Here is a 12503-nt window from a genome sequence, read left to right on the forward strand (position 1 = left end):
CTGCACCGCGGCGCTGCGGCGCGCAAGGGTGGGTGGGTGGGGCGCGTTGCAGCGGCGCGGTGCAGATCGCCTCTGGTTCAGAAATCCAGCCCCAGATCCAGAACAGGGGCCGAATGGGTCAGCGCGCCTACGGAAATGAAATCAACCCCCGTTGCCGCCACTTCGGCGATCCGCTCCAGCCGCATGGTGCCCGATGCCTCGGTCACCACCTGCCCGGCCACACGCTGCACCGCTGCTGTCAGGTCGGCTGTCGTCATATTGTCCAGCAACACCACATCCGCGCCGCCGGTTGCCAGCACATCTTCCAGTTGGGCCAGTGTATCAACCTCGATCTCGATGCGGCGCATGTGGCTGGCGCTTGTGCGCGCGGCGCGCAGCGCGGGCACAATGCCGCCCGCCGCCGCGATGTGGTTGTCCTTGATCAACAGCGCATCCGACAGCCCGAAGCGATGCGCCGCACCGCCCCCATGCAGAACCGCCTGCTTTTCCACCAACCGCAAACCCGGCGTCGTCTTGCGGGTGCAGGTGATGCGCGCCGATGTCCCTGCAGTGCGCGCCACGAAAGCCGCCGTTAGCGTGGCAATGCCTGACAGGCGGCCTGCGAAATTCAGCGCCACACGCTCGCCCGCCAGAATGGATGTGGCCGCCCCTTCAATCGTCATGACTGTCTCGCCTGCTACGACTGCGCTGCCATCCGCGCGGTGGACAGTCACCACTAGCGACGGGTCGACAAGCCGGAGCGCGATTTGCGCCAGTTGCATGCCCGAGATCACACCATCCTGCCGCGCATTCAGCCTTGCACTGTAGCGCAGGCCCTGCGGGATCACCGCAGCCGAGGTTACATCGCCCGAAGGCCCCAGATCCTCGATCAGGGCCGCGCGCACCAAAGGTTCAACCAGCAGGTCGGGCAAGGGGGAATGTGTCATGTCATCTCCGTGCAGGCGGCTTGGCGCAGGCGCAAGGCGTCATTCAATGTCAGCCGAGAGCGCTGCGCCTTGTCCGGGTTCGTGTCGGGGTAATCGTCGCGCCAATGCGCGCCCCGGCTTTCGCAACGGGCCAAAGCACAGGCCGCAATCAGCGTGGCCGTCGCGCACATATTCTGAAAATCGGGCGAGTCGGGCTGTGCTTGTTCAAGCGCTGCGATCTGCGCCAGCGCCTGTTGCAACCCCGCGCCAGTGCGGCGCACGCCCACCAGATCGGTCATCAGATGGCGTAGCGCTGTCACTGCATCTGGTGCAGGCAGCACACCGCCAGACAGGAAGGGCAGCTCAAGCGGCACGGGGTCGGCGGCAGGTGCCGACCAATCCTGACGGATATCTTGCGCGGCGCGTCGGGCAAAGACCAGCGCCTCCAACACCCCGTTAGAGGCAAGGCGGTTCGCCCCGTGCAACCCGGTCGAGGCCGCTTCGCCACAGACCCATAATCCGGGCAGCGAGGATCGCCCCCGCGCATCGGTCGCAACTCCGCCCATATGATAATGCGCCGCTGCGGCCACAGGGATTACGGCGTGTGCCGGGTCCAGCCCCGCCTTGCGGCAGGCGTCCGTCACTGCGGGAAAGCGCGCGTATATTTCCGCGCCAATCGCTGCGCGCGTATCCAAAGCGGGCCGTTTGCCCGCCTGTGTCTGCGCGAAAACCGCACGGGCCACGATATCACGCGGCGCAAGTTCGGCCAGATCGTGCACAGCCGCCATGAAATAATCGCCATCCGAATTGACCAGCAGCGCGCCTTCGCCGCGCAAGGCTTCGGTTGCCAGCGGGGCTGGGTCCAGCCCCAGATCCATTGCGGTGGGGTGGAACTGCACGAATTCCATATCCGCCATTTCCGCACCCGCCCGCGCGGCCAGCCCCATCACCTGCCCGCGAATGCGCGGCGGGTTGGTTGTCAGCGCGTATAACCCGCCAGAGCCACCGCCCGCCAGCAACACCGCAGGCGCATGCAGCGTCACAGGTTTCGAGACGCCCTCTCCCTCTAGCCGGGCCAGCATCACGCCGGTGACGCGGCCTGCATCCACAACCAGCCCTTGGGCCACAACCCGTTCCATCACCTGCACCGACGGGGTGGCGCGGACAGTGGCTATCAGGGTTTCCATAATCTTGCGGCCTGCCTGATCGCCCTTGACCCGCACCACGCGGGCGGTGGAATGCGCGGCCTCGTGGTTCAGGATGTAATTGCCTGCGCCATCGCGGTCAAAAGGGGTGCCAGCATCCGTCAGGTCAAGAATATGGTCACGCGCCGCCGCAGTGACCAGCGCTGCGATTCCCGCGTCCACCGTGCCCGCGCCTGCAAGCACCGTATCGCGCGCATGGGCTTCGGGCGTGTCGCCCTGCGCCATCGCCGCCGCAATACCCCCCTGCGCCCAAGCGGAAGAGGCCCCTTCGCCCAATGTCTCGGGCGAGATGATCAGCACAGGCAGCGGGGCCAGTGCCAGCGCGGCATATAAGCCACCCAGACCCGCCCCCACAATTACGACGCGGTCAGTCGTGACCACAGATCAGCCCTTTGCTGCCGAAAGGTCGATCATGCGCTGAACCGCCAGTCGCGCCTTATCGGCCACCTCGGGTGCAACCTCGATCTGGGTTGTCATTGTGTGCAGCGACCACAGCACCTTTTCCAGCGTGATCTTTTTCATGAACGGGCACATGTTGCACGGGCCGATAAATTCGACATCGGGATGCGCGTCAGAGATGTTGGACGCCATCGAGCATTCGGTCACCAGCATCGCACGCGCGGGGCGTTCAGCGCTGACATAATCCAGAATACCTTTGGTCGAGCCGGAGAAATCAGCCTCGGCCACCACTTCGGGGGGGCATTCGGGATGCGCGATGATGCGGGTGCCGGGGTTCCACTCGCGGAACTCGCGGATATCCTGCGCGGTGTATTGTTCATGCACAATGCATGCCCCGTCCCACCACACAATGCGTTTTTCAGGCACAAGGGCGGCCACATTCTGCGCCAGATACTTGTCTGGCGTCATGATGATCGTGTCCGCCTCCAGCGCACGGATGATCTGCACCGCATTGGCAGAGGTGCAGCAGATGTCAGACGCGGCCTTCACCTCGGCGGTGGTGTTGACATAAGACACCACAGGCGCGCCGGGATATTGCGCGCGCATCTGCGCCACCCCTTCTGCGGTAATGCTGTCGGCCAGCGAACAGCCCGCTTCCATATCCGGCATCAGCACGATTTTGGACGGGTTCAGGATTTTCGACGTCTCGGCCATGAAATGCACACCGCATTGCACGATCACATCCGCCTTGGTGCGCGTCGCCTCGACCGCCAGTTGCAGGCTGTCGCCCACCACATCGGCAATGCCGTGGAAAATTTGCGGCGTCATGTAATTATGCGCCAGAATGGCTGCATTGCGTTCACGCTTCAGCGCGTTGATCGCGGCGACATAGGGCGCATGAATGGCCCAATCCGCAGGCGAGACGACGCGCGACATACGGGAATATTCGGCACTCATGCGCGCGGCCAAATCGGGGTTTGGCGCAAGATCATAGACCGTTTTCAGGTCTTCGCGGATGGCGGGCATGTCCAGCATGGCAAGGCTCCGATCACTTTCAGCGCCCTTTATGAGGGCGAGAGCTGCATATGGGCGTCACTGACAGCAGATCAAGGAAAACCCGCGCGCAGGCCAAAGATAGGCAAGACCCACATACCGCGCGTTCACTTACACACTGACATCTGCGGCCAGATACCCCCTTCAAGACCCTATGTCCAGCAACACAAGGACGCGCGAGATGTCGCTTTGCACCCCAGAGCGCCGCAAACTGGCCAGTCGGGGGCAAATTGCGGTTGTAACAAGCAGCATCGAACCTGCCAGCGCGCAGGGCAAGCAGGAGTGTCGGATCATGACGGAACCAGCAATCGAGATGACGCAGGCGGCAAGCGGGGCGCGTCGGGGGCGCGCATCGGGGGGGGGTGCCGCGCGGCGCGCGGCGCGCACAGCCGTCAGCATTGAAACCGCGCGGTATATCGAGCGCAACATCCCCAATCTGGATGTACTGAACGAAGAGGCGCTGGCGATTATCGAGGCCAATGCCGAAACCGTGCTGGCCGAAATTGGCGTGAGTTTCGTGGACAACCCCGACGCGCTGGCCCGCTGGCGTGATGCAGGCGCCGAGGTGACGGGCGAGCGTGTGCGCATTCCGCGCGGCCTTGCGCGCCAGCTGTGCGCCACAGCGCCCGCCAATTTCACCCAGCATGCCCGCAACCCCGCCCGCAATGTCGAAATTGGCGGGCGCAGTCTGGTGCTGGCCCCTGTTTATGGCCCACCCTTTGTGCGCGATGCATCCGGCGGGCGGCGCTATGCCACGATGGAAGATTTCCGCAATTTCGTGAAGCTGGGCTATATGTCGAAATGGCTGCACCATTCGGGCGGCACAGTGTGCGAGCCGACAGATGTGGCCGTGAACAAGCGCCATCTGGACATGATTCAGGCGCATATGCTGTATTCTGACAAGCCCTTCATGGGGTCGGTCACCGAACCCGTGCGCGCGGCTGATTCGGTCGAGATGGCTAAGATTCTGTTCGGGGCTGACTTTGTTGACCAGAACACCGTCATGACCTCTCTCATCAACATCAACTCGCCGCTGACCTTCGATTCGGTGATGATGGGCGCGCTGGAGATTTACGCGAAAGCGGGTCAAGCCTGCATCATCTCGCCCTTTATCGTGGGGGGGGCTATGGCCCCCACGACAGTTGCGGGCACATTGACGCAAGTGCTGGCCGAAGTGCTGGCAGGCGTCGCCTATAGCCAGTTGGTGCGCCCCGGTGCGCCGGTCATCTTTGGGGCTTTTGTGACCTCGATCGACATGAACAGCGGCGCACCCACCTTTGGCACGCCCGAAGCTGCGCTGATCACCTATGGCGCGGGGCAACTGGCGCGGCGCTTGTCGTTGCCTTATCGGTCGGGCGGGGCGTTCTGCGGGTCCAAACTGCCCGACGCGCAGGCCGCCTATGAAACCGCCAACAGCCTGAATATGGCGCTACTCTCGGGCGTGAATTTCATGCTGCATGCCTGCGGTTGGCTGGAAGGGGGGCTTGTGTCCTCCTACGAGAAATTCGTGATGGATGCCGACCAGCTGGGCGCATTGCACCATATGGCGCGGGGCGTGGACATGTCGGAAAACGGGCAGGCGATGGACGCGTTGCGCGAAGTCGGGCCGGGGGGGCATTTTTTGGGCTGTGCGCATACACAGGCCAATTTCAAAGATGCCTTCTGGCGCTCTGACCTGCTGGATTACAAACCCTTCGAGACATGGGACGAAGACGGCGCGCGCGACACACAGGCGCTGGCCAGTGTGCGCGTGGCCAAAATGCTGGGCGATTATCAGCAACCCATGCTGGACCCCGGCATTTCCGAGGCGCTGCAAACCTATATCGACCAGCGCAAGGCGTCAGAGCCGGATGCTTTTGGCTGACCCCCGCTTGTGCGGCACAGCGACCACCGTTGCGACGCGGCCCCGGACTTGATCCGGGGCCTCTCGGTTTATACGCCTTGAGGGGTGAAAGCGGGCGGCGGGCAGAGGCCCCGGATCAAGTCCGGGGCTATGTCGCACCTCATGCCCCCGTCATATTCGCCTTCGCCGCGATCATGCGCTGATACAGGAACACCGCACCTGCCACGACCAGCCCGATCAGATCGGAGGTCCAGCCGCCTGCGATCATCGCCAGCGCGGCCGCACCCACGATCACCCGCAAGGGCCAGTTGATCACACCAAACAACCACCCCTGCACCGCAGAAGCCAGCAGATAGATGCCAAAGGACGCGGTGACAAAGACATGCGCAATCTCCAGCGCCTCACCCTGCATCAGCAAGGACGAGCTGTAGAAGAACATGAATGGCACGACAAAAGCCGCAAGGCCGATCTTGAACGCCTCGACGGATGTTTTCATAGGGTCAGATTGCGCAATCGCAGCACCTGCATAGGCCGCCAGCGCCACAGGTGGCGTGATGGCCGACATGACCGCATAGTAGAAGATGAAGAAATGCGCCGTCAGCGGCTCAATCCCCATGCGGATCAGCCCCGGCGCGATAACACTTGCCGCCACCGCATAGGCTGCTGTGGTGGGCATGCCCATGCCAAGAATGATCGCCACACACATCGCAAAGAACAGCGCCAGCAACTGGCTTTGCCCGGCAATCGCCATCAGCACGCCCGACAGGCGCACGCCAATGCCGGTGATTGCGATAATGCCCACGATCACCCCCGCTGCCGCACAAACTGCCACCAGTTGCAGCGACATCTTGGCCGCGATTTCCAGCGCATAGGGGATCATGCGGAAATGCTCGACCGCCTTGGCAATGCCCGCCGATTTCGGCGAATTCAGCCGCAGCGTCATCACAATGCCGAACACCGACACAAGGCTGATCAGGATCGAGACGACCAGTTGCAGCACTGCCCCCTCGCCCCAGCCATCCAACAGGATCTGGCCGCCAACGACAAGTGGCATCAGCGCCAGAATACACAGCATCAGCCCCATCAGATGGTTCCAGATGCCATCCTCGCGCCCGTCAACCAGCACGCGGATATAGCTGACCGCGAAGGCGGCGACCATCGAATAGGTGCCTGCACGAATGACCGAATAACCCACATAGAGCGCGCCGATCAGCATCAGAATAGGTATGAACAGATAGGCCTGTTTCGCCATTGCGCGGAATTTCGGCAATTGCGAGCGCGGCAGGCCCTGCATGCCTTTTTTCAACGCTTCCTTATCGACCATGAAATAGACCGACAGGAAATACAGCACTGCCGGAATGATCGCGGCAATCACGATCTCGCGGTACTGGATGCCCGTAATCTCGGCCATGATAAAGGCGCCTGCCCCCATGATGGGGGGCAAAATCTGCCCGCCCGACGAGGCCGCCGCTTCGACCGAGGCGGCAGTCTGGGGCTTGTAGCCCACCTTTTTCATCAGCGGGATGGTCAGAGAGCCGGTCGAGACCACATTGCCCGCCGAAGTGCCGTTGATCATGCCCATCAGGCCAGAGCCGAAAATCGCCACTTTCGCAGGCCCGCCCCGCGCGCCACCGGCAGCGGCAAAGGCGAAGTTGATGAAATATTCTCCCACGCGGCTGGCCTGAAGAAAGGCCGCGAAGGTGATGAACAGAATGATATAGGTCGAGGACACCGCCGTTGTCGGCCCCAAAACCCCGATATCGGTATAAATCCGCGCGAAAAAGCGTTCGGGACTGTAGCCGCGATGGTTCAGAAAGCCCGGCAACCACGGCCCCAGAAAACCATAGGCGATGAACACGCCCACAATCACCACCAGCGCAAGGCCCGCCAAACGGCGCGTCAGTTCCAGAATCAGCACGATGCCCGCAATCGCGGCATACATATCGTTGACATGCGGAAACACGCCCGCGCGGTTGCGCAGAAAACCGGCATGGGCAATGATATAGATGCCAACTGTCAGCGCGGCAAAAGCAAGCACAATATCTGCAAACGCAATGCGCGTGCGGTCACGGCCCGGAAACAGCCAGCCCGCCACCAGCGCAAGCGAGGTTCCCACCATAAGCGGCCAGCCAAAAGTGTATTTCATCTGATCGGGCGGCGCGCCCATAGCCACCAGATTGCCTGTTGCCACCGCCCAGATGATCTGGACAAAGGCCAACGCCCACACCCAACAGCGCCAGCCCGACAAGCGCCAGTTCGGGCAGCGAACGCCCGTCGCTGTCATCCGAGGTTTCGGGAAAGACGGTTGCCGAATACAGCAGAAAGCCCAGAATCAGCCCGCCCGTCACATGGCTCAGGCGGTAGACCCATGTTTCCAGCGGGTAGACATTCATCGCGCCGATATGGAAGGCCGTGTACAGAATACAGCCCACAGCCAGCACCCAGCCCAGCATGCCCGGCGGGACGCGCTGGTTTGACATGATGATTTCACGATCCACCCCTTCACCGATTTTTTCGGGGGGCCTGTCGGATAGATCGATCTGGTCCTGCGGCTGTGTCATGGTCCTGGCTCCGTCCCTGTTGCGGTGGTGCGCGTGCAACTGCCTGCACAAAAGGCCGCAATAAGCGGCCTTTTGCATATCTTATCCAATCGCCAAAAGGCTTAGTCCTTCAGCTCTTCGGGGATTTCAAAGCCGTTTTCTTCAAACCAGCGCACAGCACCGGGATGATAAGGCAGGAAGCCGTTATTGATGTAGTTCTCTGGCAGTGTCGCCACGGCGGCGGCGTGGATCTGCATCATCCGGTCGTTGTTTTCCATCACCAGCTTGGTGATTTCATAGGCCAAGCTCTCGGGCATGTCCGAATGCACGACTGCGAAGTTCCACATGGCAACCGATTGCTGGTCTTCGTCCTGCACGGTGTAAGACCCGCCCGGAATGGTGAAGGGCGATACTTCGGGGAAAGCTTCGAGCAGGGCTGCATGCTCTTCATCCGAGAAGGTGAAGGTGCGCACATTGGCTTCGGCAGCCAGCTGCGAGAAGGCCGAGATGGGAACGCCTGCGGCAAACACGAATGCGTCGATCAGACCATCCTGAAGCTGGCTTGCCGCATCGGCGGCACCTGCGAAGGAAACATTTGCTTCGACATCCAGCGCTTCAAGGAAACGTGGCCAATAGGTGCCGGGTGTGCCACCTGCGGGGCCAACGCTGACGCGCTTACCTGCCAGATCGCCGACCGAGCTGATATTCTGGCTGGCCAGTGCGATCCCCTGAAACGGCGTTTCATACATCGGGAACAGGGCGCGCACATCGCGGTGCTCCAGCCCCGGGGCCAGATCGCTTTCGCCATTCCATGCTTCAAACATCGGGCCCATGGTGACAAGGCCGATATCATGTTCCTGCATTTGCAGCAGGGTCACGTTCTGCACAGGGCCGCCGGTGACTTCGCCACTGGCGCTGATGCCCAGCTCTTCCGAAATGAACGATGCCAGACCATTGCCATAGACAAAATAAACACCGCCCTGGCTGGCAGTGCCAACAGTCAGGTCAGACGGCCAGCCGTCCCGGTCCTGAGCTTGCGCCATCGACATGGACATGACGGCAGCAGCAGCCAAAGCCGCAAAATTGGTATAACGCATGGGAACCTCCCCTTGGGTTTGCGTATGTGATTGTTCGGAAAGACCCCCTCCAAGGGCCTGCCGACACGCATTCAGCAAAGGTGTCAGGGGGCATAAATGCAAGCGCAGTCTGGAACAAATGCGCGATGTTAGCGCCATCGCGGCGCAAAGCGGGTAGAAATCTACACATTACCCCTGCCCAATGTGTGGAAACACACACATCATGCGCCAGTTTCGGGCGGCATGTCCAACGTCTGGCCGTGGAAATGGGCCTTGTCGATCCCGTGCTTGAGCAGCTTGTCATACAGCGCCTTGCGCGACAGGCCCATGGATTCATACACTGGCTTGAGTGCACCCTTGTAGCGGATCAGCGCATCCACCAGCAATTTGCGCTCATATGCGGCGACCTGTTCTGCCAAAGGGCGCGCATCATCGAGGGGGGTATCTGCTTGCGGCGCGCGCTCTAGGCCCAATGCGTGCCGTTCCGCCACATTGCGCAACTCGCGGACATTTCCGGGCCATTCTGCGCGCGCCAGTTCGGCCAGAAATTCCGGCAAGACACTGCGCGCGGGCAATCTGTGGCGCGCGCAGGCTTCGGCCAGCAGGCGGGCAAACAGCGCCGGAATATCCTCTACCCGCTCGGACAAGGGGGGCAGGCGCAGGCTGACCGCATTCAGCCGATACAACAGATCAGCCCGAAAGCGCCCCGCTGCAACCTCGGGTTCCAAGGCCACGCGGCTGGTGGCGATAAAGCGCACATCCAGATCATGCTGCACATTGGACCCCAAGGGCGTGATCACCCTGTCTTGCAAGACGCGCAGCATCTTGCCCTGAAGCGCCAGCGGCATGGCCGCGATATCATCCAGCAAAATCGTACCGCCGCGCGCATGGTCGAACTTGCCCATCCGCGCGCGGATCGCACCGGGAAAGGCGCCTGCCTCATGCCCGAACAGTTCCGATTCGATCAGCGTATCGGGCAGTGCGGAACAGGTGATCGCCACAAAGGGGCGCGCCGCACGGGCCGACAGGTCATGCAGCGCGCGTGCGACCACTTCCTTGCCGGTGCCCGTGTCACCAATCAGCAGCACATCGGCATCTGACGGGCCAACCGTGCGCACCTGACGGCGCAAGGCAACCATCGCATTCGAGCGCCCGACCAAGCGGGCCTCCAGATCATCGGCCTGCCCTGCCACAGCGCGCAGGCGGCGATTGTCCAGCACAAGTTGCCGGTAGCTGAGCGCGCGCGCAGCGATCGAGGCCAGCTGCGCCCCCGAAAACGGTTTTTCAATGAAATCATGCGCGCCTTCGCGCATGGCCCGCACAGCAAGCGGCACATCCCCGTGGCCCGTGATCAGGATAACGGGAATGTCGCCGTCAATTTCGTGGATGCGCGTCATCAGCGTCAGGCCGTCCATATCCGGCATGCGAATATCAGTGATCACAATGCCCGCAAACCCTGCGGTGATCCGTTCCAACGCAGGTTCTGCCTCTGGCAGGCCTTCCACAACCAGCCCTGCCAGATCCAGCGCCTGTTCGGTCGAGGCGCGCAGATCGGCGTCATCATCCACCAGCAGGACATGCGGCGCGCTCATTGTGCGGCCTCGATACTTGCGGCAGCGGCGGCTTGCAGGTTCAGCGTGAATTCTGCCCCCCCCTCGGGGTGGTTGCGCATGAACAACTGCCCCCCGAAATCGCGCACGATATTATAGGAAATCGACAGGCCCAGCCCCAAACCCTTGCCCACTTCCTTGGTTGAAAAGAACGGATCGAAAATGCGCGCCTGCACCCCCTCGGCCACCCCCGGTCCGTGGTCGCGCAGGGTGATCTGCACGCCACGTCCCGTGCGCCGCGCCCGCAGATGCAACCGCTTGTCTGCACCGCCTTCCACTGCATCAATCGCATTGCTCAGCAAATTGACCAGCACCTGCTGCAAGCGCACAGGGCCGCCGGTTACGGTTAGCGGCACATCGCCCAAATCCACCTCTAGCGTCACACCCGTTTTCGCCAGACGCCAGCCCAGCAATTCCTGTGCTGCCAGAACCGACTCGGCCAGCGCCACAGGGCGCAATTGCTGGTTGGGCTTGCGCGCGAAGTTGCGCAGATGGCGGCTGATGCGGGTCATACGGTCGATCATGCCCACGATGCGGTCGATATTCGCGCGCGCCTCGTCGCCGCGTCCACGGTCCAGCAACAGTTGCGCATTCTCGGCATAGTTGCGCGCGGCCCCCAAGGGCTGGTTGAATTCATGGCTAAGCGCTGCCGACATTTGCCCAAGGGCCGCCAGCTTGCCTGCCTGCACCAGTTCGGACTGGGTCTTGCGCAGCCGCGCTTCTGCTGCGCGCCGCTCGGCCACCTCATCCTCCAGGGCGATATTGGCGTCGCGCAACTCAGAGGTGCGCTGCACAACGCGGCGCTCCAGATCATCTTTTGCCGCCTGCTCCATCGCCAGCCGCAGGGCCAGTTGACGCCGCCTTTGCCAGACGATCAGCCCCAACAGGGCCACGATCCCCGCAAGGGACAAGCCGATGGCCACACTGGCCGCGGCCTGCGCCCGCGCCGCGCGGGTTGGCAACAAAACCTGCACCACCCAATTCGCCTGCGGCATCTCGCGCGCGACGACCAGATATTCCGATGCATCCACATCGCTGCCCGGCCCTGTTAACAGGCGGAAACCGTGCGAATCCGTGTGGGCACGATAGGCAATCTCGCCAAGCGGGGCATTGGCATAGCGGCGGGTTTCTTCAGTGCGGGCCAGACGTTCCGGCGTCAACTCGCCAAAGGCATGGAACAGCCAATCAGGGCGGTTTGACAGGAAGATAATGTTTTCAGGGTCCGTCACCAATATGCGCAAATCATCCGAGGCCCATGCCTGCTCGATCTCATCGACATCGATCTTGATGACCATCACACCGCGCCGCTGGCCTGCGACGTCTATCGGGGCACCAAAGTAATACCCGCGCTTGTTCGAGGTAGTGCCAAGGGCGAAAAAGCGCCCCTCTCCCTTCTGCATGGCATCGAAGAAATAGGGGCGAAAGGCGAAATTGCCGCCCACAAAACTATGCGGCTGGTCGAAATTCGAGGCCGCCAGCGTAACCCCGTCGCGGTACATGACATACACATCCGACGCGCCCAGCAAATTTGCCGTATCGCGCAGATACAGGTTGGCGGCCATGACCAGATCGGAATTGGTGGGCGACAGCAAAAGCGAGCGGATCACACGCTCGTCGGCCAGAAGTTCCGGCAGGCGTTCAAACCGCGCCAACTGCCCGCGCAGACTCGATTCGGCCAGACTCAGGGTGTTCTGTCCGCGCTCGTGCAGATCCTGAAACGCTTTTGCGCGGGTCTGGGTATGGCCAAGCCAGCTCAGCCCTGCCAGAACAGCAAGGCACAGCAGCAAAACCGCCGCAAGCTTCATGGTCGAAAGCCGCTGCATCCGTTATACCTGTGTCACCTTCCGTCCCGACTCGGCTGCCCCATCATTG

Annotated in this window: 9 protein-coding genes; 1 reads left to right on the top strand and 8 read right to left on the bottom strand. The window is 61.9% G+C overall.

Annotation, left to right across the window (positions count from 1 at the left end; translation table 11 throughout):
* Nucleotides 1-77: 77 nt before the first annotated feature.
* From nadC to nadA, 3 genes are read right to left on the bottom strand one after another with little or no spacing between them, the layout of a single operon-like run.
* Nucleotides 78-926 carry a carboxylating nicotinate-nucleotide diphosphorylase gene (nadC, locus tag BG455_RS07665; protein ID WP_071469402.1) on the bottom strand — a complete coding sequence of 283 codons (849 nt, stop codon included), beginning with the start codon at nt 924-926 and terminating at the stop codon, nt 78-80.
* On the bottom strand, nt 923-2491 hold the full coding sequence (locus BG455_RS07670; RefSeq protein WP_071469403.1) for an L-aspartate oxidase: 1569 nt from the start codon (nt 2489-2491) through the stop codon (nt 923-925). Before BG455_RS07670 ends, nadC begins: the two co-directional genes overlap by 4 nt.
* 3 nt (nt 2492-2494) lie before the next feature.
* A complete protein-coding gene (gene nadA, locus BG455_RS07675; protein ID WP_071469404.1) occupies nt 2495-3544 on the bottom strand; it encodes a quinolinate synthase NadA in 1050 nt (349 codons plus the stop codon).
* A 331-nt stretch (nt 3545-3875) separates the two neighbouring features.
* Between nadA and BG455_RS07680 the strand changes: the two genes are divergently transcribed.
* Nucleotides 3876-5426 carry a trimethylamine methyltransferase family protein gene (locus tag BG455_RS07680; RefSeq protein WP_071469437.1) on the top strand — a complete coding sequence of 517 codons (1551 nt, stop codon included), beginning with the start codon at nt 3876-3878 and terminating at the stop codon, nt 5424-5426.
* A 139-nt stretch (nt 5427-5565) separates the two neighbouring features.
* On the opposite strand, the gene BG455_RS16845 is transcribed toward BG455_RS07680, so the two are convergent.
* The 5 genes from BG455_RS16845 to BG455_RS07705 all read right to left on the bottom strand — a co-directional run bounded on the left by BG455_RS16845 (nt 5566) and on the right by BG455_RS07705 (nt 12454).
* The gene (locus tag BG455_RS16845) at nt 5566-7572 is read right to left on the bottom strand and encodes a TRAP transporter permease (RefSeq protein ID WP_245735496.1); all 2007 of its coding nucleotides are present in this window, start codon (nt 7570-7572) and stop codon (nt 5566-5568) included.
* The gene (locus BG455_RS17435; RefSeq protein WP_071469405.1) at nt 7472-7966 is read right to left on the bottom strand and encodes a hypothetical protein; all 495 of its coding nucleotides are present in this window, start codon (nt 7964-7966) and stop codon (nt 7472-7474) included. The genes BG455_RS16845 and BG455_RS17435 overlap by 101 nt, the downstream gene beginning before the upstream one ends.
* A gap of 101 nt (nt 7967-8067) precedes the next feature.
* Nucleotides 8068-9042, bottom strand: a complete 975-nt coding sequence (locus tag BG455_RS07695; protein ID WP_071469406.1) for a TAXI family TRAP transporter solute-binding subunit — start codon at nt 9040-9042, stop codon at nt 8068-8070.
* 200 nt (nt 9043-9242) lie between these two features.
* Nucleotides 9243-10613, bottom strand: a complete 1371-nt coding sequence (locus BG455_RS07700) for a sigma-54-dependent transcriptional regulator (RefSeq protein ID WP_071469407.1) — start codon at nt 10611-10613, stop codon at nt 9243-9245.
* On the bottom strand, nt 10610-12454 hold the full coding sequence (locus BG455_RS07705) for a sensor histidine kinase (protein WP_211307060.1): 1845 nt from the start codon (nt 12452-12454) through the stop codon (nt 10610-10612). The genes BG455_RS07700 and BG455_RS07705 overlap by 4 nt, the downstream gene beginning before the upstream one ends.
* Between the last annotated feature and the right edge of the window lie 49 nt (nt 12455-12503).

The sequence above is a fragment of the Roseinatronobacter thiooxidans genome, from assembly GCF_001870675.1.
GTDB classification, from domain to species: Bacteria; Pseudomonadota; Alphaproteobacteria; order Rhodobacterales; family Rhodobacteraceae; genus Roseinatronobacter; species Roseinatronobacter thiooxidans.